The following is a 21547-nucleotide window of genomic DNA, read 5'->3' on the forward strand; positions in this document are numbered from 1 at the left end:
CCCCAGAATGCCGCAGTGCAGCATTCCGGGCGCCTGAAAACGTCGGTTAGAGTAGTCCCAGAAAAGCATTCCATCCGAGGCATGAGGGCCAGTACACATGGTGAAAAAAGCGCCGCGCCGCACCGCTGAACGCATACTGGAAGTCACGCTCGAACTGTTCAACCGGTTTGGCGAGCCCAACGTCTCGACCACCCTCATCTCCGCCGAGCTGCGCATCAGCCCCGGCAACCTCTACTACCACTACCCGGCCAAGGACGAGCTCATCAACGCGCTGTTCGACCGCTACGAGCGCTCGCTGACCGAACTGCTCGGCGCCAGCGGCGGCGTGCGCAACGTCGAGGACGCATGGTTCTTCATGCACACGCTGTTCGAGCTGATCTGGCAGTACCGCTTCCTCTACCGCGACCTCAACGACCTGCTGTCGAAGAACCGCCGGCTCGAAAAGCACTTCCAGGTCGTGCTGCACAACAAGACCCACGCCGTGCGCAACCTGCTCGACGGCATGGCGCGCGCCGGTGCCCTGCAGATCGATGCGCGCGAGCTCGAACCCACCGCCACCAGCATGGTGGTGGTGCTGACCTACTGGCTCAGCTTCGAGTACGTGCGCGACCCGCGCCGCGCCCTCGAACCCGAGAGCGCCCAGGCCGCGCTGCTGCGCGGCGCGCACCACGTCCTCAACCTGCTCATGCCCTACCTCGAACCCGGCCAGCGCGCCCACCTATTACAGCTGGCCAGCGCCTACTCGCAGTGAACAACCCCCTATGTCGCTTCGCTCCTTCCCCCTTCTCTGGCATCGCTGCGCGATGCGGAAGGGGAACGCCCCCAGCGCGGCGGGGCGGCCCTTGCGCGGGGGCCACCAGCCTGGGCAGCGCCATTCGCGCACCATGAAGAGCTAAAGCAAAGATTCTCTTTCCCTTCCGGCCCCGCCCCCGCCTTCTTAAAAAAACCAACCAGACCACGGAGACACACATGGCGAAATGGACCCCCTTCCCCCACGCTGGCGACTACCAGTTCGACGCCGCCAGCCTGAAGAAACAATGGGCCCGCCTGCACGCCGGCGACGCCGAACCCCTGCCCAAGGACGCCGCCGTGCTCCAGGCCTGGGCCCACTTCCACAACGGTGATTTCCAGCGGGCCGCCGAGGCCGGCATGGAAGCCGGAGGCGCCGGCCTCACGGTGGCCAACAAGGCCACGGCCATCTACGCCACCTACCTCGAAAAGAAGGAAAAGGCGCGCCTGGACCTGTTCCTGCAAGTGGCCGAACAGGCCGAGGCGCAGGCCGCCGAAGACCCCCAGAACGCCAACGCCTGGTACTGGCATGCCTACGCGCTGGGACGCTACAGCCAGGGCATCAGCGTGGCCAAGGCGCTGGCCCAGGGTCTGGGCGGCAAGATCAAGGAATCGCTGGAAAAAGCCATCGCCCTGGCGCCCAAGCATGCCGACGCGCGCATCGCGCTGGGCGCCTTCCACGCCGAGGTGATCGACAAGGTGGGCTCGTTGATCGGCGGCATGACCTATGGCGCCAAGAAGGACACCGGACTCAAGCTGTTCCAGGAGGCGCTCAAGCTCAACCCGGGCTCGGCCATCGCCATGATCGAATACGCCAACGCCCTCGTCATGCTCGACGGCGACAAGAAGATGAAGGAAGCCACCGCGCTCTACGAGCAAGCCGCCGCGAGCGAACCGCTGGACGCCATGGAACGCCTGGACGTGGAAATGGCACGCGCAGAGTTGGAAGAGTAACCCCCCGCGCGCTGCGGGAAGGGGAACGCCGCCAGCGCGGCGAAACGGCCCGCGCCCGCCTCATGGGGCTGCGCGCCAGGCCGTGGATGCGTGCTCCCTTCGCTAGGCTCCGGTGAATCGCCGGGCCGCGATCTCCAACAGGCCGTCGAAGATCAGGTTGTCCACCAGCTCGAACGGCCGCGTCATGCTCGGCGCCATCTTCCAGCCGGCGCCACCCGTCATCAGGCAGGCGGGCTCCTCGCCGCAGTGTTGCAGCAGGTGCTGGTACACGCGCTCGACCGCGCCCGCGATGGCATAGGTGCCGCCACTGGTGAGCGCGTCGCTGGTGTTGGTGGGGAACAGGCGCACCTCGCCCGTGGGCACGTGCAGGCCGGCCGTGCCCGATTCGAGCGCGCGCAGCATGATGCCGTGGCCCGGCAGGATGAGCCCGCCGAGAAAGCGCCCGTCGGCGTCGATGGCCTCCACCGTCACCGCCGTGCCCACCATCACCACCACCAGGGGGCGTGCCCGGCCCTGCGCCAGGATGCGCTGGCGCGCGCCGATCATGGCCACCCAGCGGTCGCAACCCAGGCGCGTGGGGTGGTCGTAGCCATTGGTCAGGCCCGCCTCCTGCGCGGACGACACCACCCATTGCGGCGCCACGTCCCACAGCTCCATCTGCTCCTCGATGCGGCGCTTGACCGCATCCCCCGCCACCACGCAGCCCAGCATGCGCGTGGGCGCGGGCAGCCGGGCCCAGGCCGTCTCGGACAGGCGATCGATGTGGTCGAGGAATTCGGCGCCCTGCGCCAGCAGCGCGGCCCCGGGATGCGGCGCCTCGTACAGCGCCCACTTCAGGCGGGTGTTGCCCACGTCGATGGCCAGAAATGTCATGCGGCGGATTATCCCGGGTTTTCAAGGGCCCTCTTGCACGGCCGTGACACCAGCCGGCCCATGGTGCTTATGCACCGCCAGCAGTCCATGCCTCAGGTGCTGCCCGGGCCAGCGGCCACCGCGCAAGGGCCGCCCCGCCGCGCTGGTGGCGTCCCCCTTCCCGGCCCGCGCAGCGGGGCGAGAGAAGGGGGAAGGCGCGCAGCGCCACAGGGGGTTGTCGTCCTTCAGCCCTGGCGCCACGGCAGGCCGTGGAAGCGCCAGCCCCCGCGCAGGCCACGGTGCGCCTGCTGGTCGGGGTCCCCCTCGAAACCTTCCAACACATTCCAGGCCTCCAGCCCGAGAGCCGTGGCGCGCTGCGCCGCGGCGATGGAGCGCACGCCGCTGCGGCACAGCAGCAGGGCCTTGCGGCCCGGCGGCACGGCGGCGCGGATCTGGGCGTCGAAATCCGGGTTCAGGGCCATGCCAGGCCACTGCTTCCAAGCCACGGCCACGGCGCCCGGCACCTCGCCCACCCAGGCGCGCTCGGCGTCGGTGCGCACATCCACCAGCACGGCGTCGCCCGCCTGCACCCATTGCCAGGCCACGAGCGGCGGCACATCGCCGGCGTAGCCCTGGGCGGCACGCGGCTGAGCGTGGCCGGTGGCGCCGGCGTCGTGGCGCAGGCCCGAATGCTGGTTGGCGGGCACGGCCTCGCCCATGCGCGCGGGCGGGGGCAGGTGCAGGCCCTCCATCAGCGCGACGAATTCCGCCTCGCCGCGCCCGGCGACGCGGGCGTTGCCCGCCTTCTCGGCGCCGATGGTCGAATGGCTGCGCCCGTGGTAGTCGTGACCGGGCCACACCATGGTTTCGGGCGGCAGGGCGAACAGCACCTCGGTGAGGCTGCGGTAGAGCTGGCGCGCGCTGCCCGACTGGAAATCCGTGCGGCCGCAGCCGTTGATGAGCAACGCGTCGCCGGTGAACACGTGGCTGCGCCACAGGTAGGACATGCTGCCCGCCGTGTGCCCCGGCGTGGCCAGGGCGCGCAGGCTCTCGCCACCGAAGACCAGCGTGTCGCCGCTCGCGAGCTGCCGGCTCGCGGTGCCGATGCCACAGCCCGCTGGCGCCGCCGTGCGCGCGCCGGTGTGCTCGGCCAGCAGGCCGGCGCTGGTGATGTGGTCGGCGTGGTTGTGCGTTTCCACGGCCCAGCGCAGCGTGAGGCCCCGGGCCTGCAGCACCGCGAGGTCGCGGTCCACCTGCGCGTCCACCGGGTCGATGATGAGCGCCTCGCGCGTGGCGCTGTCGTGCAGGATGTAGGTGTAGCTGCACGAGGCGGGATCGAAGAGTTGCAGGGGGATCATGGTTGCGGGTTCATGCGGTACGGGGCGCTCCATTCTGGCCCAGGACGGCGGCCCGCGCAAAAACCGGCGTGCGCGCGCGAGGTTTCAAGAAAAGAGCCACCAACGCGCGTATTCATTACGCCAAAAGCTATGTTTTTAGGAGCAATCAGTCCCACAAAGGCGCGGGCTCGTCGTGCAGGTGGCGGCGCAGCGCCGCGTAGTCGGGCACCACGGTGCGCACGGTGTCCCAGAAGCGCGGGCTGTGGTCCATCACGCGCAGATGGGCCAGTTCGTGCGCCACCACGTAGTCGATGACGGTGCCTGGGTAGTGCAGCAGGCGCCAGTTGAGGTTGATCGAGCCGTCGGCACGCGCGCTGCCCCAGCGCGTCTGCGCGCTGGACAGGCGCAGACGCGTCCAGCGCACCCCGAGCAGCGGCGCGAAATGCTCCAGCCGCGCGGTGAAATGCCGCCGCGCGCTGCGCATCAGCCAAGCCTGCACGGCATCGCGGATCTGCTCCGGTTGGGCCGAGGCCGGCAGGCCGATGTGCAATTGGCGCGCGCCGCCCTCGCCTGCCTCGCGCAACTGGCCGGCGGCGCTCTGCGCCGGGTCGAGCACGATGCGCAGCGGCGCGCCCAGGTAGGGCAGCAAGGCGCCGTCGCGCCAGACGATGCGCGCATGCTCCAGGCGCTGCTGGCGCTCGCGCGCCTCGCCCAGCTTGCGCAGGATCCAGCCCGACTTCCCGCGCAACGCGGCGTCCACGGCCGTCAGCGTGGCCCAGGCGGGCGCCCGCACCGACAGCCCGTCGGCCCCCACGGTGAAGCCGATGCTGCGCCGCCGCGCGCGCTGCAGCGCGTAGGCCACCACCGCGCCGTCCAGCAGCACCTCGCGGTTGGCGCGGGGGTGGCGAAAGCTCGCGGGCGCCAGCATGTCCGGCAGCCTGGCGGCCTCGGGGGGCGCGCCATTTGCTATATTTTCAGGAGCTACTGACGATTGCTCCTTGGGCTCTTGAGGCTTTTTTTGCCTTGAATCCGCTTGCCCCACGGAAGCAGCGGCCGGCGGATCGAACAGGTCCAGCGCCAGTTGCACGAAACGCTGCATCATGGCGGTGGATCAGGACGGTGCGGCGCCAGCCTTTTGCAGCAGGTGATCGGCAAAGGCCGCCAGGTCCGCATGCACGCGCGTGCCTTCGGGCCAGCCGGGCGGCAGGGGCTCGGCGGGCGAGAAATGCTCCGACTCGCCAGTGCACACCAGGTGCAGCTGGGCGCCGATGGCGGCGCCCGCCTGCAGGTGCACCAGGCAGTTGCCCGCCACCTGGATGTCCTCGCAGTCGACGCCGTAGCGCTCGCAGATCTGCTCCATGAGCCCGGGCGCGGGCTTGCGGCAGGTGCATTCCTCGTCGGGGGCGTGCGGGCAATAGAACACCGCGTCGATGCGCCCGCCCACGGCGGCCAGCAGGCGGTGCATCTTGGCGTGGATGGCGTTGAGCGTGGCCACGTCGAACATGCCGCGCCCCAGGCCGGGCTGGTTGGAGGCCACCACCACGTGCCAGCCCGAGCGGTTGAGCCGCGCGATGGCTTCGAGCGCGCCGGGCAGGGGAACCCAGTCCTCGGGCGAGGCCACGAACTCGTCGCTGCCCAGGGCATTGATGGTGCCGTCGCGGTTCAGGATGACGATTTTCATGGGGCCATTATCGAAGATCCGGCATGGACAGCGTGGATGGCTCCCCGGCCTGCCAGCGCGTGACGAAAAGCCCGTGGAAACGGCCGTGCGCCCAGTGCAGCAGCAGGGGCTGGCCCGGCCGCCACTGCGCGGCCCGCGGATCGTCGAGCACCAATTGGCGCGGCGCGGACAGCCCGGCCACGCGCAGCACGAGTTCGGTGCCGCCCACGGCGTGCAAGCTGGGCGGACGCGGCCGGCTGCCCAGCACCTCGGCGCGCACGGGCGATAGCGGCTGCAGCCCCCGCAGGTTCAGGTGGCGCTCCAGCAGCGCGCCGCTGCCCGCCAGCCAAAGCAGCGCCCAGGCCCAGGCCAGCACCGCGCGCACGCGCGCCCCGCCCCAGCGGCGCACGGCCCAGAACACCGCCAGGCCCAGCAGAAGAAGCGCGCCCATCGCCCAGAGAGCGGGCAGGAACAGGTCCAGCGCCGTGGCGGAGGGCGGCGCCATGGGCACGAGCGGCAGCGCCGGCAGTTGCGGCCGGCGCCCATCCTGCCATTGCAGGAACCAGCGCAGCCCCGCCAGCAGCGCGGGCGGCGCGAACAGCAGCCAGGCGGTGCGCCGCACGGCGGCAGGCTGGGACTCGGGCACCTCAGGCCGCCAGGCGCGAGAGGTCGGCCACGCGGTTCATGGCGTCGTGCAGGGTCTTGAGCAGGCCCTGGCGGTTCAGGCGCAGGTCGAGCTGCTCGGCGTTGACCATCACGTCATCGAAGAACGCATCGACCGGCGCGCGCAGCACGGCCAGGGTTTGCAGGCTGGCGGTGTAATCGCCCGCGTCGAACTGCGCGTTGGCCTCGGGCACGAAGCGCTGCAGCGCGGCATACAGGTCCTGTTCGGCCTGCTCCCGCAGCAGTTCGGGGTTGACATGGGCATCCACCGGGCCTTCGACCTCGGCCTTCTTCAGGATGTTGCCCACGCGCTTGTTCGCCGCCGCCAAGGCCGGGCTCTCGGGGAGCTGAGCAAACGCGCGCACGGCGGCGAGCTGCTGGCCGACCAGCGCCAGGCGCTGCGGGCGCAGGGCCAGCACGGCATCGACTTCCTGGGCGCGGTAGCCCTGCTCGCGCAGGCTGCCGGCGAGGCGGTCGTAGATGAAATCGGCCAGCGACGCCGTGGCGTCCTGGATCTTGTCGCCGAACGCGGGCACGGCGCTCTGCAGCAGCGCCTGCAGGTCCAGCGGCAGGTTCTTCTCGACCAGCATGCGGATCACGCCCAGCGCGTGGCGGCGCAGCGCGAACGGGTCGCGGTCGCCCGTGGGCAGGTTGCCGATGCCGAACATGCCCACCAGGGTTTCGAGCTTGTCGGCCAGCGCCACCACCACGCCGGCCAGGTTGCGCGGCAGCTCGTCGCCAGCGAAGCGGGGCTTGTAGTGGTCCTCGATGGCGTCGGCCACCTCGGTGGCCAGGCCGTCGTTGAGCGCGTAGTAGCGGCCCATGATGCCCTGCAGCTCGGGGAACTCGCCCACCATGTCGGTCACGAGGTCGGTCTTGGCCAGCAACGCGGCCTGGTCGGCCTGCTGCACGAGTTGCGCATCGCCCAGCTGCGTTGCGATGGCCTGGGCGATGGCGCGCACGCGCTCCACGCGCTCGCCCTGCGTGCCCAGCTTGTTGTGGTAGACCACCTTGGCCAGGCTGTCCACGCGCGAGGCCAGCGTCTTCTTGCGGTCCTGGTCGAAGAAGAACTTGGCGTCGGCCAGACGCGGGCGCACCACGCGCTCGTTGCCGCCGATGACGAAACTGGCGTCCTCGGGGCTGATGTTGCTCACCACCAGGAACTTGTTCGTCAGCTTGCCGGCCGCGTCGAGCAGCGGGAAGTATTTCTGGTTGGCCTTCATCGTGAGGATCAGGCATTCCTGCGGCACGCCGAGGAACTGCTCCTCGAACTCGCAAACCAGCACGTTGGGGCGCTCGACCAGCGCCGTCACCTCGTCGAGCAGGGCATCGTCCTCGATGGGACGCGCGCCGCCGCCCACGCGCGCGGCCGCCGCGGCCAATTGGCGCGCGATCTCGGCCTTGCGCTCGGCGAAGCTGGCGATCACGGCGCCGTCACGCGCCAGGGTGTCGGCGTACTGGTCGGCATGGGCCAGCACCACCTGGGCCTTGGCCGCCTCGAAGCGGTGGCCGGTGGTGGTGTTGCCTGCGCTCAGGCCCAGGGCCTTGACGGGCACCACGGTGCTGCCGTGCAGGGCCACGAGACCGTGCGCGGGGCGCACGAAATGCACGCTGCTCCAGCCGGGCAGCTCGCAGTCGGTCTCCAGCTGGTAGCTCATCACCTTGGGGATGGGCAGCTTGGCAATGGCCTCGTCCAGCGCTTTTTGCAGGCCGGTGTCGAGCGTGGCGCCGCTCACCAGGCTGTCATAGAACAGCACCTCGGCCTTGCCGTCGCTGGCGCGCTTGAGCGCTGCCACGGCGGCGGCCGGGTCGGACAGGTCGGCGCCCAGCGCCTGCAGCTTCTTGAGCAGGGCCGGCGTGGGAAGGCCCTCGGCGTTCAGGCCCACGCTCACAGGCATGAGCTTCTGCTGCACGGCCTTGTCCTCGGCCTTGAGCCAGACATGGCTCACATGGGCCGCCAGGCGGCGCGGCGAGGCAAAGGCGGTCACGCCCGAATCGGCGCCGACCAGGCCCAGCGACTTGAGCTGATCGAACAGCACGCCGGCGAAGGCATCGCCCAGCTTCTTGAGCGCCTTCGGGGGCAGCTCTTCCACAAACAGTTCAACGAGAAGGTTTTGGGTCGTCATGGTGTCGTGTTCCTGCGCTCAAGCGGCCTTCTTGGCGATCTGCTGCACCCACTCACGCGGTGCCATGGGGAAGCCCAGGCGCTCGCGGCTGTCGTAGTAGCTCTGCGCCACGGCGCGCGCCAGGTTGCGGATGCGGCCGATGTAGGCGGCGCGCTCGGTCACGCTGATGGCGCCACGCGCATCCAGCAGGTTGAAGCTGTGCGCGGCCTTGAGCACCTGCTCGTAGGCCGGCAGCGCGAGCTGCTGCTCCATCAGGTACTTGGCCTGCTTTTCGTGCGCATTGAAGGCAGTGAACAGGAAGTCGGCGTCGCTGTGCTCGAAGTTGTAGGTGGACTGCTCCACCTCGTTCTGCTTGTACACGTCGCCATAGGTGAGGCGAGAGCCGTCCGCGCCTTCCGTCCAGACCAGGTTGTAGACGTTGTCCACGCCCTGCAGGTACATGGCCAGGCGCTCCAGGCCGTAGGTGATCTCGCCCGTGGCGGGCTTGCAGTCGATGCCGCCGACCTGCTGGAAGTAGGTGAACTGCGTCACCTCCATGCCGTTGAGCCAGACTTCCCAGCCCAGGCCCCAGGCGCCCAGCGTGGGGTTCTCCCAGTCGTCCTCGACGAAGCGGATGTCGTTCTTCTTGAGGTCGAAGCCTAGCGCTTCGAGCGAGCCCAGGTACAGCTCCAGGATGTTGCTGGGCGCGGGCTTGAGGACCACCTGGTACTGGTAGTAGTGCTGCAGGCGGTTGGGGTTCTCGCCGTAGCGGCCGTCCTTGGGGCGGCGGCTGGGCTGCACGTAAGCGGCCTTCCAGGGCTCGGGGCCGATGGCGCGCAGGAAGGTGGCGGTGTGCGAGGTGCCCGCGCCCACTTCCATGTCGTAGGGCTGCAGGAGGGCGCAGCCCTGGGCGTCCCAGTAGGTCTGCAGCTTCAGGATGATTTGTTGGAATGTCAGCATGGCTGGGGATTCGGAGGGAGGGGCGCGGCGACTGCGCGCAAGCCCGTCATTTTACGGGGCGCGCCACACGCCGCAATTGATAAGCAAAAAGAGCTGCCAGCGCTTATTCAGCAAGCGCTGGCAGCTCTCTTTTTTGGAGCAACAAACCCGCCTTACGGCTTCCAGCGGCGCAGTACCAGGCTGGCGTTGGTGCCGCCGAAGCCGAAGCTGTTGGAGAGCACGGTGGCGAGCTGGGCGTCGCGCGTCTGCGTGACCAGGGGCATGCCGTCCAGCGCCGGGTCCGGCGTCTCGACGTTCACCGAGCCGGCGATGAAGCCCTTGTTCAGCATGATCAGGCAGTAGATCGCCTCCTGCACGCCCGTGGCACCCAGCGAGTGGCCAGTGAGCGACTTGGTGGACGAGAACGGCGGCACCTGGTCGCCGAACACCGCCTGCATGGCGCGCACTTCCTGCATGTCGCCCACGGGCGTGGAGGTGCCGTGCGTGTTGATGTAGTCGATGGGGCCGTCCAGCCCTTCCATGGCCTGCCGCATGCAGGCCATCGCTCCGTCGCCCGAGGGGGCCACCATGTCCTCGCCGTCGCTGGTGGCGCCAAAACCGACCACTTCGGCCAGGATGGTGGCGCCACGTGCCTGGGCGTGCTCCAGGCTCTCCAGCACCACGGCGCCGCCGCCGCCGGCGATGACGAAACCATCGCGGTTGGCGTCATAGGCGCGCGCGGCCTTCTCGGGCGTGGCGTTGTACTTGCTGGACATCGCGCCCATGCCGTCGAACAGCAGGGCCATGCCCCAGGACAGTTCCTCGCCGCCGCCGGCGAACATCACGTCCTGCATGCCCCAGGCGATCTGCTGCGCGGCCGCGCCGATGCAGTGCGCGGACGTGGAGCAGGCCGAGGTGATGGAGTAGTTGATGCCCTTGACCTTGAAGTTGGTCGCCAGGCAGGCCGAGACAGTGGAGCTCATGCAGCGCGTGACCTGGTAGGGCCCGACACGGCGGATACCCTTTTCGCGCAGCGTATCGGCCGCCTCGATCTGGTTGGCCGGCGAGCCGCCGCCCGAACCCATGATGAGGCCGGTGCGCGGATGGCTGACCTGCTCGGGGCTCAATCCTGCTTGCGCGATGGCGTCTTCGAGCGCGATCTGGGCGTAGGCCGCCGCGTCGCCCATGAAGCGCAGTTGCTTGCGGTCGATGCGCGATTCAAGGTCGATCTCGGGCACGCCCGCCACCTGGCTGCGCAGACCCAGCTCGGTGAACTTCTCCACGGCCTTGATGCCGCTCTTGCCCGCGCGCAGCGAGGCCTCGACGGTGGCCAGATCGTTGCCAATGCACGAGACGATCCCCGCGCCCGTGATGACGACACGCTTTTTCATGCTGCGGCTCCCGGAACGCCTTCCTCGCGCAGGAACAGGCCCACGCGCAGATCGTTGGCGACGTAGATTTCCTTGCCATCGGCCAGCAGGCGCGCATCGCCGATGGCCATGTTGAGCTTGCGCTTGATGACGCGCTTGATGTCGATCTCGTAGGTTACGAGCTTGACGTCGGGGCCGACCTCGCCGGTGAACTTGACCTCGCCCGCGCCCAGCGCGCGGCCCCGGCCCGGCAGGCGCAGCCAGGTGAGGTAGAAGCCGATGAGCTGCCACATGGCGTCGAGCCCCAGGCAGCCGGGCATGACCGGGTCACCCTGGAAATGGCAGGCGAAAAACCACAGATCGGGCTTGACGTCGAGTTCGGCGACGATCTTTCCCAGGCCATGCGCGCCGCCATCGCCGTCGATGTGCGTGATGCGGTCGAACATCAGCATGGGCGGCAGCGGCAGACGTCCGCTGTCAGGATTGAACAGCCGGCCTTCGCCCGAGGCGATCAGTTGTTCATAGGAAAAGGAATCTGCCATTTTCAGTCGTGCTCCAGATCGGCGGTCGTGCCGCCTTGATTGCCCATCGCGCCATCGCTTGTGTGGAATTGTAGGGACGCATTATCCCGCACGGCCCCCGGCCTCACGGCGCCGCAGCAGCAGCGCCGCCAGCACCACGAGCCCGCCCAGGCTCCACAGCGGCCACAGGCCCCAGCGCGCGGCCCAGGCGGCATAGGGCGTGGGCTCGCCCCCCCGGCCCTGCACCTGGCCGCGCAGGATGCCGCGCACATGGCGCTCGAGCTGGTGCGTGACCACGCCCCGGTGGTCGATGATGGCCGTGGCGCCGGTGTTGGTGGCGCGCACCATGGGGCGCTCGAATTCCAGCGTGCGCATGCGGCTGATTTGCAGGTGCTGGTCGATGGCCAGCGTGTTGCCAAACCAGCCGATGTTGCTCAGGTTGACGAACACCGTGGGCGCGCTGGCGGGGTCCCGAAAATGCGCCGCCAGCTCCTCGCCGAACAGGTCCTCGTAGCAGATGTTGGGTGCCAGGCGCTCGCCGCGCCACACGAACGGCGGCTGCGCCAGGCCGCCCCGGCCGAAGTCGCCCAGCGGGATCTCCATCAGCTCGGTGAACCAGCGGAACAACGGCGGGATGAATTCGCCGAACGGCACGAGGTGGTGCTTGTCGTAGCGGTAAGGCTCGGCCTGGCCGGCCTGCAGGCCCACGACCGAGTTGGTGTAGCCCGTCTCCAGGCTGCCCAGCGGCATGCCGAGCAGCGCGGCCTGGTCGCCACCGGCCACATGCTGCGCGATGGCGTCGAGGTAGCCCTGCGGGAGCTGCTGGGGCAGCAGCGGCACGGCCGTCTCGGGCGCCACCACCAGGGCGCCAGCCAGCGTGGTGAGCCGGTCGCCATACCACTGCAGCGCCATGGGCACGCCGCTGCCGGGCTGGAATTTCTCGTCCTGCGGAATGTTGCCCTGCAGCAGCGCCAGGGGCAGTGGCGGCGCGGGTTGCGCGATGGGCGTTTGGCACAGTTCCACGGCGCAATGGCGCTGCAGCGCGGCGCCCGCGCCCAGCGCGGCCAGCGCCAGGGCCAGCGCCCAGGCGCGCGCGCTGCGCAGGTCCTCCCCGCGCACCTGCACCAGCAGCATGGCGAGCAGGGCCGCCACGCCGCTGATGCCGTACACGCCAATCGCGCGCGCCAGCGCGGCCAGCGGGCCCTCGACATGCGCATAGCCGCCCGCGCCCCAGGGGAAGCCGGTCCACCAGACGCCGCGCGCCAGCTCGGCCAGCATCCACAGCGCTCCGAAAAAAATAGCTGCCAGCACTCGCCCATTGGGCGCCAGGGCCTTAAAAAGCCCTGAAATCACCGCGTAGTAGCTACCCAGGAAAGCCGCCAGCGCCAGCACGGCCGCTGCGGCCAGCGGCGCGGCCAGGCCGCCATAGGTGTGCATGGAAATGAACAGCCACCAGAAGGTGCCCGCCAGCCAGGCGGTGGCGAACAGCCAGCCCAGGCCGGCGGCGCGGCGCCAGGACGCGCTGCGGCGCAGCAGACCGGCCAGCACCGCCAGCGAGGCCAGTTGCAGCCACCAGGCGGGCTGTCCGTTGCCGGGCAGCGCCAGCGACGCCGCCTGCGCCAGACCGGCGCACAGCGCCAGCGGCCACTGCCACGCCGCCGCGCGCGGCGTTTGCGGGAAGGGCGCGGGCATCAGGGGGACTGCGTGTTGTCCTGCGCCACGGGTGCCACCTTGAACCAGCGCACCGCGCCACCCTTGGTGTGCAGCACGACGAATTGCAGGCCGGCCAGTACGGTCTGTTCGCCGCGCTTGGGCACATGGCCCATCTCGTGCGCGATCAGGCCGCCGATGGTCTCGAAGCTTTCCTCGGGGTCCGAGCCCGCGATGGCCACGCCGAAGGCTTCGGCCACGCGCTCGATGGGCGTGTCGCCGCTCACGCGGAAGGTGTGGTCGGCCAGGCCGAAGATGTCGCCCTCGTCCTCGGCGATGTCGAACTCGTCCTCGATTTCGCCGACGATCTGCTCCAACACGTCCTCGATGGTGACCAGGCCTGCGACGCGGCCGAATTCGTCGATCACCACGGCCAGGTGGTTGCGGTTGCCTCGGAACTCGCGCAGCAGGTCGTTCAGGCCCTTGCTCTCGGGCACGAAGACGGCCGGGCGCAGCAGGGCGCGGATGTTCAGCTCCGGGGCCCGCTGCAGCTTGAGCAGGTCCTTGGCCATGAGGATGCCGATGATGTTCTCGCGCTCGCCCTGGTACACCGGAAAGCGCGAGTGCGCCGTGCTGATCACGACGCGCAGCAGTTCTTCGAACGGCGCATCGATGTCGAGGAGATCCATGCGCGGAGCGGCGACCATCACGTCGCCGGCTGTCATGTCGGCCATGCGGATCACGCGTTCGAGCATCACGCGCGAGTCGGCGCCGATGACGTCGTTGCTCTCGGCCTCGGCCAGGGTTTCGATCAGCTCTTCCGGCGAATCGGGGCCGGGGTGGATGAACTCCACCACTTTTTGCAGGAATGTGCGCTTGTCTTCCTTTTCAAGCGCTCGCGCGGGGTGCGGGTCTGACACAGCCTTGGGGTGCAGGACGTGCGGTAGTGAAACAACCTCCTAGGATAACGGATTGTCGTGACACCCCGTCACGCGTCCGCCGCAGCCCGCCGCTGGCGGGCTGCGCTCACTCGGCGGACTGGTGGCGCGCGTTGCGCACGCCCTCGCGCACTTCCTGCACGCCGGCCAGGAAATCCCAGAACTGCTTGGCCTGGCGCTTGATCTGGTAGTCCACCTCGGCGAACTGCTGCTCGACCATCTCGGTCATGCGCGTGTCCAGGCTCGCGGGCGGCAGCTCCAGGAAGGCCTCGGACTCGGAGCCATCGCGGCGCACCACGGCGCCCGCGTTGCGCGCGATCTTGAGCATGGCGGTGTTTTCCGTCAGCGCATGGATGAACACCATGCTCACGCCCTCGTTGCGCGCATGCATCACGGCACGCTCGAACAGGCGCGCGCCATAGCCCCGGCCGCGCGCCGACTTGAGCACGGACACGCCGAACTCGGCGCAGTTCTTGTGCTCGGGCAGCGCGGTGTAGGCCAGGTGGGCCATGGCGATGAGCTCCAGGCGCCGGTTGTAGATGCCGAAGATGTCATCGTGCTCGAAATCGAGCTGGCTGGCATAGCGCCGCACCTGCTCGTCCGTGGCCGGGTAGCCGAAGCGCAGATAGCGGTCGGCCGGCTCCAGCGCCAGCAGGTGCGCGGTGATGCGCTCGCGGTACGTGGGGCCCAGGGAGCGGATCGGCACCATCAGCGGCGTGCTGACTTGGCCGGGCTTGGGCTCGCCGACCCCCACGGGGCGCAGCAGGTCCGTGCCCGCGTCCCAGGATGCCTTGAGCCAGTCTTTGGTAGCGATCATGCGACCAATGTAAGGGTTTTCCCTGAGACCTCCAAGTCTTTTTTGCTGCGTTGCAACAAATTAGAACCAAATGCCAAATCCTCCAATGGAATCAAGCATTTGTCTGCGCTCACCGGGTGCTTCCAGCAGATTCTGCTGTCGGCGGCGCGACAGGCGGGATCACACGGGAACCGCGGTCGTGGCCTTGACCCGGTCGAGCACGAAGCTGGTCTTGCAGTCCTGCACGCTGGGGTGCTTGAGCAGTGTGTCCATGATGAAACGGCTGTAGTGCGCCATGTCGGCCACCACCACGCGCAGCAGGTAGTCCATCTCGCCGGTGAGCGACGCGCACTCCACCACCTCGGGCCAGGTCTGCACGCTGGCACGGAACAGGTCCATGGGGTTGCGCTTGTGGCTTTCGGTGTGCTTTTCCAGCCGCACGTTGAGGTAGGCGGTGAGGCCCAGGCCCACGGCCTCGGGCTTGACCAGGGCCACGTAGCGATCGATCACGCCGCTGTCTTCCAGCCGCTTGACGCGGCGAAGCACGGCGCTGGGCGACAGGCCCACCTGCTCGCCGATGACATCGTAGGTTTCGCGGCCGTTTACCTGTAAACAGCGCAAGATGGCCCGATCAAGCTTGTCCAATGCGTCATTTGCACTCATGGCGCACGATTTTACAGACGCATCCGCCTTCTGTGGAACCTGTGGCACCGGCCCAGGGTATGTCCCGATGGTGACACCGGGCCACATGGCAAAAAATTTCCTCTGCAAAAACGCACGGTCGTTCGTTTTTGCAGCACCCATAAAAACCATTCCAGGAGACATCCATGACCGGTTTCTTCGGCCGCCTGCTGCGCGGCCTGGCCTTCGCCTCGGCCGCCTTCGCCCTGCTGCCCCTGCACAGCGCCCATGCCCAGAGCGGCTACACCCAGACGCGCTACCCCGTCGTGCTGGTGCACGGCCTGTTCGGCTTCGACAACGCCCTCGGGGTCGACTATTTCTACGGCATCCCCGATGCGCTGCGCCGCGATGGCGCCAAGGTGTACGTGGCCCAGGTGTCCGCCGCCAACAGCACCGAGGTGCGCGGCGAGCAACTGCTCGCGCAGGTGAAGAACATCCTGGCGCTCAGCGGCGCCAGCAAGGTCAACCTGGTCGGCCATTCGCACGGCGGCCCGACCACGCGCTACGTGGCCGGCGTGGCACCGCAGCTCGTGGCCTCGGTCACATCGATTGGCGGCGTGAACCGCGGCTCGCGCGTGGCCGACATCGTGCGCGGCGTGGCACCCGCCGGCAGCGTGAGCGAAACCCTGGCCAACGGTGCCGCCACGGCCCTGGTCACGCTCATCAACCTGGCCTCGGGCGGCTCCAGCCTGCCACAGCTGCCCACCGCGGCGCTCGACTCGCTGACCACCGCCGGCTCTGCCCAATTCAACCAGCGCTTCGCCGCCGGCGTGCCCACCAGCGGCTGCGGCAACGGCGCCGAGCTGGTGAACGGCGTGCGCTACTACTCGTGGACCGGCACCAAGACCCTGACCAATGTGTTCGATGTCAGCGACGGCGCGCTCGGCGTGCTGGGCCTGGTGTTCGGCGAAGCCAACGACGGCCTGGTGTCGGCCTGCTCCTCGCGACTGGGCAAGCACCTGGGCGACTACCGCCAGAACCACCTGGACGAGGTCAACCAGCTGCTGGGCCTGCGCGACTGGTTCTCCACCGACCCCGTCACGCTGTACCGCCAGCATGCCAACCGCCTGAAGGTGGCCGGACTGTGAAGCCCGCCACCGGCGTCCTGGCGCTGGCGGCCTGCGCGCTGCTGGCGGCGGGCGCCTTGTGGTGGACCCAGGCGGGCGAGCCCTCCGGCGGCACGGACGCCCTCGGCGCTGGCGCGGCCCGCCTCGCGCCAGGCGCCACGGTGCCGCACAGCGGCGGCCCGGCGGACGCACCTGCAGAGCCCTGGCGCGCCAGCCCCCGCGCCCCCCAGGGCCAGGCCCACAGCGACCCGCTGCTGGCCCCGGGCCTGCGCGATGCGCTCGAAGCACTGCTACACGCCGCGGGCGACGCCCCTGATCCGGAAACCCTCAAGCAGCGCCTGGAGGCCCTCGCCGGCCAGCACTTCCCGGCCGAACTCTCGACCCGCGCCCTGGCCCTGGCCCGCCGCTACGTGGACTACCGCGTGGCCCTGGGCCAGCTCAAGGCACCGGCCGACCTCACAGACCCCCGGGGCCTGCGCGAAGCCATGGAGGCGCGCCAGAAGGTGCGCCGGCAGTATTTCGACGCCGACGAATACGACGCCCTGTTCGCGCACGAAGCGGAACTGGACCAGTACATGCTGGCCCGCCTGGAGATCGAGCGCAACACCGCGCTGACCCCTGCGCAAAAACGCAGCGCCCTGCAGGATGCCGAGGCCGGGCTCGGCGCCGAACAGCGTGCCCAGCGCGCCGAGGCGGTGGCCCATGTGGGCGCGGCCCAGCAAACCGCCGCCTTCAATGCCCGAGGCACGGACGACCGCACGCGCCACGCCGAGCGCAGCGCCCAGTATGGCGAGGAGGCCGCCCAGCGCCTGGCGCAGCTCGACCAGCAGGAAAACGACTGGCAGTCGCGCCTGGACCAGTACCAGCAGGCGCGCGAGGCCACGCAGGACCCAGCGCGGCTGCAGCAACTGCGCAACCAGCTGTTCAGCCCGCAGGAACAATTGCGCATCGACGCGGCACTGGCCCTGCGCGCCCAACCCGCCGCCGCATCGCACTGATTTGCACAAGCACCGCGAAAGCACCAAAATTTCACCGCGCACTGCCTTGATTTCACGCAAATTTCCTGCAAATAGACCATATCGGGAGGCGCATTACGCCTGAATGCTGAGCACCCCCATCCCTACAGTGCATGACATACATCAATTCACTGACGGAGACACCATGAACGCAGCACTGCCCGGGCAGGCCCTGAACGACACCGCCGCCTGGGACAACCCCATGGGCACCGATGGCTTCGAGTTCATCGAATACGCCGCGCCCGACCCGGTGGCCATGGGCCGGGTGTTCGAAGGCATGGGCTTCAAGCCCGTGGCACGGCACCGGCACAAGAACGTGCTGCTGTACCGCCAGGGCGGTATCAACTTCATCATCAACGCCGAGCCCGACAGCTTCGCCCAGCGCTTCGCACGCCTGCACGGGCCCAGCGTCTGCGCCATTGCCTTCCGCGTGCACGACGCCAAGGCCGCCTACGAGCGCGCCGTGTCGCTGGGCGCCTGGGGCTATGCCGGCAAGGCCGGCCCGGGCGAGCTGAACATCCCGGCCATCAAGGGCATCGGCGACAGCCTGATCTACTTCGTGGACCGCTGGCGCGGCAAGGGCGGCGCGCAGCCCGGCGACATCGGCAACATCGGGTTTTTCGACGTGGACTTCGAGGCCCTGCCGGGCGTGAGCGCGGAGGAGGCGCTGCACCCCTTCGGCCACGGCCTGACCTACATCGACCACCTCACGCACAACGTGCACCGGGGCCGCATGGCCGAGTGGGCCGACTTCTACGAGCGCCTGTTCAACTTCCGCGAGATCAAGTACTTCGACATCGAGGGCCAGGTCACGGGCGTCAAGAGCAAGGCCATGACCAGCCCCTGCGGCAAGATCCGCATCCCGATCAACGAGGAAGGCAAGGACAAGCCCGGCCAGATCCAGGAGTACCTGGACATGTACAAGGGCGAGGGCATCCAGCACATCGCCATGGGCTCGGACGACCTCTACGCCACGGTGGACAAGCTGCGCGCCAGCGGCGTGCGCCTGCTCGACACGCCCGACACCTACTACGAACTGGTGGAGAAGCGCATCCCCGGCCATGGCGAGCCGCTCGAAGCCCTGCGCGAGCGCAAGATCCTCATCGACGGCAAGAAGGACGCGCTGCTGCTGCAGATCTTCAGCGAGAACCAGCTCGGCCCGATCTTCTTCGAGTTCATCCAGCGCAAGGGCGACGACGGCTTCGGCAACGGGAATTTCAAGGCGCTGTTCGAGTCCATCGAACTGGACCAGATCCGCCGTGGCGTGCTGCAGGCGCCCACGAAGTAAGGCAGCACCCCCCTGAGGTGCTGCGCACCTTCCCCCCGCTCTCGCAGCGCTGCGGGCAGGGGGACGCTCCCGGCGCGGCGGGGCGGCCCTTGCACGGGAGCCCTGGCCTGGGGCGCGCCCATTGCATGCGCCGTGGGTGGCGCGTGCACCATACAAAACCAGAAAGGAGACACCATGGCCGTCGAACCTGTCGTCTATGGCGCCAGTGAGCGCCCGCCGCGCGGCGACTATGCGCGCGCCAACGCGGACTACACCTGCGCCCAGGACTGGGCCGCCTACACCGCCCAGGACCACGATACCTACCGGCGCCTCTACGAGCGCCAGAGCGCCCAGCTGCCGGGTCTGGCGAGCGAGGCCTTCATCGCCGCCCTGCCCTTGCTCGGCATCAAGGACCATATCCCGCGCATCGACGAGATCAACGAGCGCCTGTACCGCGCCACGCGTTGGGAGATCGTGGCCGTGCCCGGGCTGATCCCGGAACTGCCGTTCTTCACGCTGCTGGCCAACCGCAAGTTCCCGGTGACGGACTGGATCCGCACGCCCCAGGAGTTCGACTACATCGTCGAGCCCGACATCTTCCACGACCTGTTCGGCCATGTGCCGTTGCTGTTCAACCCGGTGTTCGCCGACTACGTACAGCGCTACGGCCAGGGCGGCCTCAAGGCGCATGCCCTGGGCGCCTGCGAGATGCTGGCGCGCCTGTACTGGTACACCATCGAGTTCGGGCTGATCCGCGAGCCCGGCGGCCTGCGCGCCTACGGCGCCGGCATCCTCAGCTCGTCGGGCGAGCTGCCTTATGCCGTGCACAGCCCCGAGCCGCAGCGCCTGCCGCTGCAAATCGAACGCACCATGCGCACGCGCTACAAGATCGACAGCTACCAGCAGACCTATTTCGTGATCGACAGCTTCGAGCAGCTGTTCCAGCTGACCGAGCCCGACTTCACGCCGGTCTACGAGCGCCTGCGCGGCCTGCCCGAGTTCGCGCCCCATGGCCCGCTGGCCCAGGCCGCTTGAGAAGCATATTGCTACCAAATCAATAGCTAATGACGCTTGTACTGCAAGCGCCAGAGGCGATTTTTGCTCAAACCTTCAGTCCGCCCACCGAGCCCGCCAATGCCTCCAGGCTGGTCTGCACCACCCGTGGGTGGCAGGCCATGTCCACATGCGGCACGCCCTCGATGAAGCGGTGCGCCGCCCCGGGCAGGGCCGCCGTGCCCGCCGGGAAGACGATGTTGTCGCAGTTCGAGTACCAGCAGGTGAACAGGCCGGCACGCGCGCGCGGCTCGTCCGCCTGCAACTGGCGCACCCAGCCGCTGCCCAGCCGCATCTGCCGGCCGTTGGCGGTATGGCTGTAGCGGCCCAGCCAGGTGCCGCCGTGCGGCGTGCCCAGGGTGATGACGTGCTGCACGCGCGCATCGGCCTCGTAGGCGCGCAGCCAGGCGCGCGCGGCCAGTCCGCCCATGCTGTGGCCGATGATCACCGGCGCCATGCCGGTGGCCAGGGTCACGCGGCGCACCGCGTCCTCGATGAGGGCGGGGTAGTCGTCGATGGAACCGAACACCGGCTCCAGGTTCACCGCCACATAGGCATGGCCGCCCGCGCGCAGCCGCTCCATCCACGGCAGCCACAGCCCCCGGTTGCACAAGAAGCCGTGCACCAGCACCACGCCGCGCTGGCCCGTGGGGGCGCCCGGCAGCCAGTCGGGCACGGAGCGGCTGCGAAACGGCTGGCGCCAGCAGAACACCACCAGCGCCACTCCCATCTCGCGCCACCAGGCGCGCAGCACCAGCGGCAGGCCGGCGCGCGGCGCGGGGTCGGCACGGTTGGCGCGGTGCATCAGCACGAACTGCAGCCCCATCACCGCCGCGAAAATCACCCAGCCCAGCGCCACGCCGGCCAGCGCCCAGGCACGCGAATGCGGCCATAGCGCGAGCAGCCAGGCGAGGGGGCCCAGCACCAGGGCCAGGGTCCAGAGGGTTTGCATGCGGGCGATCATGGTGGGCGCGGGGGGAGGTCGGAACGGAACTCGGCGCAGGGTAACCGAAAGCGCGGGCGCCGCATTCGAGTGAACTGTCGAAAACGCATGCGCTGCACAGGGCCGTTTTTGGGTCTAATGGGCTCTTCTAGCGCCAACCCCCGGGAGCCCATGGACGCCGCCGACACCATCCGCAACAGCATCGCCGACGTGACGGCCCTGCGCAGGCACCGCATGGGCGACCCGTCCCTGGCCCAGGCGGTGCAAGAGGTCAAGGAACTGCAGTCGCGCCGCTTCACCGGCACCTATGCCGACCTCATGGCCGACCCGATGGTCCAGCCGGCCACGCATTTCTTCCTTGAAGAGCTCTACAGCCCGGGCGACTTCTCCGACCGCGACGACCAGTTCGGCCGCATCGCCGGCACGCTGCAGACCGTGTTCCCCAAGCCCGTGGTGCAGACCGCCGTGTCGCTGGCGCTGCTGCACGCCCAGACGGAGGAGCTGGACCATGCCATGGGCCATGCCTGGCGAGACCTGGCCGCCACCCCCGGCGAGGCCGCGCGCTACGCCCGCGCCTGGCGCGCCGTGGGCGAGCGTCCGGCGCGCCACCAGCAACTCGCCAGCGTCATCGCCATCGGCGAGGACCTCACGCGGCTCACGCGCATGCCCGGCCTGCGCACCCTGTTGCACATGATGCGCCGCCCCGCGCGCGCGGCGGGCCTGGGCGCGCTGCAACGCTTCCTGGAGTCGGGCTTCGACACCTTCGGCGAACTGGCGCGCCAGCGCGGCGCGGTGGAACGCTTCCTGGCCACGGTGCAGGAGCGCGAGTCGCGCCTGATGCAGACCCTGTTCGAGGCCCCCGCTGTCGCCTGCGAGACCGAATTGACGACCACCCTAGGACAAGCCCGATAACACCAAGCACCCGCTTGCTTGGAAAATCGTGGCC

21 protein-coding genes and 1 pseudogene are annotated in these 21547 nt (G+C 69.0%); 7 read left to right on the top strand and 15 right to left on the bottom strand.

Features of this window, described 5'->3' with window-relative positions; translation table 11 throughout:
• Positions 1 to 97 precede the first annotated feature (97 nt).
• Positions 98 to 751, top strand: a complete 654-nt coding sequence (locus D8S75_RS03620; RefSeq protein WP_119964581.1) for a TetR/AcrR family transcriptional regulator — start codon at positions 98 to 100, stop codon at positions 749 to 751.
• 218 nt (positions 752 to 969) lie between these two features.
• Entirely contained in the window at positions 970 to 1743 is a 774-nt protein-coding gene (locus D8S75_RS03625) for a tetratricopeptide repeat protein (protein ID WP_119964582.1), read from the top strand.
• A gap of 102 nt (positions 1744 to 1845) precedes the next feature.
• Here the strand turns inward: D8S75_RS03625 and D8S75_RS03630 are convergent, their stop codons facing one another.
• From D8S75_RS03630 to D8S75_RS03695, 14 genes and pseudogenes are all read right to left on the bottom strand, one after another.
• On the bottom strand, positions 1846 to 2616 hold the full coding sequence (locus D8S75_RS03630) for a type III pantothenate kinase (RefSeq protein WP_119964583.1): 771 nt from the start codon (positions 2614 to 2616) through the stop codon (positions 1846 to 1848).
• A gap of 224 nt (positions 2617 to 2840) precedes the next feature.
• Positions 2841 to 3278 carry a rhodanese-like domain-containing protein gene (locus tag D8S75_RS17900; RefSeq protein ID WP_306419009.1) on the bottom strand — a complete coding sequence of 146 codons (438 nt, stop codon included), beginning with the start codon at positions 3276 to 3278 and terminating at the stop codon, positions 2841 to 2843.
• Between the two features lie 174 nt (positions 3279 to 3452).
• Positions 3453 to 3986: pseudogene (locus tag D8S75_RS17905) on the bottom strand (MBL fold metallo-hydrolase); the annotation flags it as partial.
• Between the two features lie 112 nt (positions 3987 to 4098).
• Positions 4099 to 5031, bottom strand: a complete 933-nt coding sequence (locus D8S75_RS03645; RefSeq protein ID WP_119964768.1) for a M48 family metallopeptidase — start codon at positions 5029 to 5031, stop codon at positions 4099 to 4101.
• Positions 5032 to 5043: 12 nt separating this feature from the next.
• Positions 5044 to 5613, bottom strand: a complete 570-nt coding sequence (gene gmhB, locus D8S75_RS03650; RefSeq protein ID WP_119964585.1) for a D-glycero-beta-D-manno-heptose 1,7-bisphosphate 7-phosphatase — start codon at positions 5611 to 5613, stop codon at positions 5044 to 5046.
• 7 nt (positions 5614 to 5620) lie between these two features.
• Entirely contained in the window at positions 5621 to 6238 is a 618-nt protein-coding gene (locus tag D8S75_RS03655) for a hypothetical protein (protein WP_119964586.1), read from the bottom strand.
• Position 6239: 1 nt separating this feature from the next.
• Positions 6240 to 8381 (bottom strand): glycine--tRNA ligase subunit beta, encoded by a 2142-nt coding sequence (gene glyS, locus D8S75_RS03660; RefSeq protein WP_119964587.1) that lies wholly within the window; start codon positions 8379 to 8381, stop codon positions 6240 to 6242.
• An 18-nt stretch (positions 8382 to 8399) separates the two neighbouring features.
• Positions 8400 to 9320 (bottom strand): glycine--tRNA ligase subunit alpha, encoded by a 921-nt coding sequence (gene glyQ / locus D8S75_RS03665; RefSeq protein WP_119964588.1) that lies wholly within the window; start codon positions 9318 to 9320, stop codon positions 8400 to 8402.
• A gap of 152 nt (positions 9321 to 9472) precedes the next feature.
• A complete protein-coding gene (gene fabB / locus D8S75_RS03670) occupies positions 9473 to 10690 on the bottom strand; it encodes a beta-ketoacyl-ACP synthase I (protein WP_119964589.1) in 1218 nt (405 codons plus the stop codon).
• Complete coding sequence (gene fabA / locus D8S75_RS03675; protein ID WP_119964590.1) at positions 10687 to 11211, bottom strand: bifunctional 3-hydroxydecanoyl-ACP dehydratase/trans-2-decenoyl-ACP isomerase; 525 nt, start codon at positions 11209 to 11211, stop codon at positions 10687 to 10689. Before fabA ends, fabB begins: the two co-directional genes overlap by 4 nt.
• A gap of 81 nt (positions 11212 to 11292) precedes the next feature.
• On the bottom strand, positions 11293 to 12882 hold the full coding sequence (lnt, locus tag D8S75_RS03680) for an apolipoprotein N-acyltransferase (protein ID WP_119964591.1): 1590 nt from the start codon (positions 12880 to 12882) through the stop codon (positions 11293 to 11295).
• Positions 12882 to 13760: a CorC family transporter gene (locus D8S75_RS03685; RefSeq protein ID WP_119964592.1), complete on the bottom strand. Its 879-nt coding sequence runs from the start codon at positions 13758 to 13760 to the stop codon at positions 12882 to 12884. The genes lnt and D8S75_RS03685 overlap by 1 nt, the downstream gene beginning before the upstream one ends.
• Before the next feature lie 106 nt (positions 13761 to 13866).
• On the bottom strand, positions 13867 to 14595 hold the full coding sequence (locus D8S75_RS03690) for a GNAT family N-acetyltransferase (RefSeq protein ID WP_119964593.1): 729 nt from the start codon (positions 14593 to 14595) through the stop codon (positions 13867 to 13869).
• Positions 14596 to 14754: 159 nt separating this feature from the next.
• Positions 14755 to 15237 (bottom strand): Lrp/AsnC family transcriptional regulator, encoded by a 483-nt coding sequence (locus D8S75_RS03695; protein WP_119964594.1) that lies wholly within the window; start codon positions 15235 to 15237, stop codon positions 14755 to 14757.
• Between the two features lie 164 nt (positions 15238 to 15401).
• On the opposite strand from D8S75_RS03695, the gene D8S75_RS03700 reads away from it, so the two are divergent.
• The 4 genes from D8S75_RS03700 (at position 15402) to phhA (ending at position 19640) form a co-directional block, all read left to right on the top strand.
• The gene (locus D8S75_RS03700) at positions 15402 to 16343 is read left to right on the top strand and encodes an esterase/lipase family protein (protein ID WP_119964595.1); all 942 of its coding nucleotides are present in this window, start codon (positions 15402 to 15404) and stop codon (positions 16341 to 16343) included.
• Positions 16340 to 17320 (top strand): lipase secretion chaperone, encoded by a 981-nt coding sequence (locus D8S75_RS03705; RefSeq protein WP_119964596.1) that lies wholly within the window; start codon positions 16340 to 16342, stop codon positions 17318 to 17320. Before D8S75_RS03700 ends, D8S75_RS03705 begins: the two co-directional genes overlap by 4 nt.
• A gap of 163 nt (positions 17321 to 17483) precedes the next feature.
• Positions 17484 to 18626: a 4-hydroxyphenylpyruvate dioxygenase gene (gene hppD / locus D8S75_RS03710; protein ID WP_119964597.1), complete on the top strand. Its 1143-nt coding sequence runs from the start codon at positions 17484 to 17486 to the stop codon at positions 18624 to 18626.
• A gap of 174 nt (positions 18627 to 18800) precedes the next feature.
• Positions 18801 to 19640, top strand: a complete 840-nt coding sequence (gene phhA / locus D8S75_RS03715) for a phenylalanine 4-monooxygenase (protein ID WP_119964598.1) — start codon at positions 18801 to 18803, stop codon at positions 19638 to 19640.
• 67 nt (positions 19641 to 19707) lie between these two features.
• On the opposite strand, the gene D8S75_RS03720 is transcribed toward phhA, so the two are convergent.
• Positions 19708 to 20622: an esterase/lipase family protein gene (locus D8S75_RS03720; protein ID WP_119964599.1), complete on the bottom strand. Its 915-nt coding sequence runs from the start codon at positions 20620 to 20622 to the stop codon at positions 19708 to 19710.
• A 150-nt stretch (positions 20623 to 20772) separates the two neighbouring features.
• On the opposite strand from D8S75_RS03720, the gene D8S75_RS03725 reads away from it, so the two are divergent.
• Positions 20773 to 21513, top strand: coding sequence for an FFLEELY motif protein (locus D8S75_RS03725; protein WP_119964600.1), 741 nt, complete (start codon positions 20773 to 20775; stop codon positions 21511 to 21513).
• Positions 21514 to 21547 lie beyond the last annotated feature (34 nt).

Source organism: Simplicispira lacusdiani (assembly GCF_003604195.1).
Classification (GTDB): Bacteria; Pseudomonadota; Gammaproteobacteria; order Burkholderiales; family Burkholderiaceae_C; genus Simplicispira; species Simplicispira lacusdiani.

What these genes read in the sequence shown, in the direction of transcription:
- hppD (WP_119964597.1), top strand. Translation starts at nt 17,484, where the DNA reads ATGAACGCAGCACTGCCCGGGCAGGCCCTGAACGACACCGCCGCCTGG.
- gmhB (WP_119964585.1), bottom strand. Translation starts at nt 5,613, where the DNA reads ATGAAAATCGTCATCCTGAACCGCGACGGCACCATCAATGCCCTGGGC.
- D8S75_RS03690 (WP_119964593.1), bottom strand. Translation starts at nt 14,595, where the DNA reads ATGATCGCTACCAAAGACTGGCTCAAGGCATCCTGGGACGCGGGCACG.
- lnt (WP_119964591.1), bottom strand. Translation starts at nt 12,882, where the DNA reads ATGCCCGCGCCCTTCCCGCAAACGCCGCGCGCGGCGGCGTGGCAGTGG.
- fabB (WP_119964589.1), bottom strand. Translation starts at nt 10,690, where the DNA reads ATGAAAAAGCGTGTCGTCATCACGGGCGCGGGGATCGTCTCGTGCATT.
- D8S75_RS03630 (WP_119964583.1), bottom strand. Translation starts at nt 2,616, where the DNA reads ATGACATTTCTGGCCATCGACGTGGGCAACACCCGCCTGAAGTGGGCG.
- D8S75_RS03620 (WP_119964581.1), top strand. Translation starts at nt 98, where the DNA reads ATGGTGAAAAAAGCGCCGCGCCGCACCGCTGAACGCATACTGGAAGTC.
- D8S75_RS03720 (WP_119964599.1), bottom strand. Translation starts at nt 20,622, where the DNA reads ATGATCGCCCGCATGCAAACCCTCTGGACCCTGGCCCTGGTGCTGGGC.
- D8S75_RS03700 (WP_119964595.1), top strand. Translation starts at nt 15,402, where the DNA reads ATGACCGGTTTCTTCGGCCGCCTGCTGCGCGGCCTGGCCTTCGCCTCG.
- D8S75_RS03645 (WP_119964768.1), bottom strand. Translation starts at nt 5,031, where the DNA reads ATGCAGCGTTTCGTGCAACTGGCGCTGGACCTGTTCGATCCGCCGGCC.
- D8S75_RS03625 (WP_119964582.1), top strand. Translation starts at nt 970, where the DNA reads ATGGCGAAATGGACCCCCTTCCCCCACGCTGGCGACTACCAGTTCGAC.
- phhA (WP_119964598.1), top strand. Translation starts at nt 18,801, where the DNA reads ATGGCCGTCGAACCTGTCGTCTATGGCGCCAGTGAGCGCCCGCCGCGC.
- D8S75_RS03695 (WP_119964594.1), bottom strand. Translation starts at nt 15,237, where the DNA reads ATGAGTGCAAATGACGCATTGGACAAGCTTGATCGGGCCATCTTGCGC.
- glyS (WP_119964587.1), bottom strand. Translation starts at nt 8,381, where the DNA reads ATGACGACCCAAAACCTTCTCGTTGAACTGTTTGTGGAAGAGCTGCCC.
- fabA (WP_119964590.1), bottom strand. Translation starts at nt 11,211, where the DNA reads ATGGCAGATTCCTTTTCCTATGAACAACTGATCGCCTCGGGCGAAGGC.
- glyQ (WP_119964588.1), bottom strand. Translation starts at nt 9,320, where the DNA reads ATGCTGACATTCCAACAAATCATCCTGAAGCTGCAGACCTACTGGGAC.
- D8S75_RS03725 (WP_119964600.1), top strand. Translation starts at nt 20,773, where the DNA reads ATGGACGCCGCCGACACCATCCGCAACAGCATCGCCGACGTGACGGCC.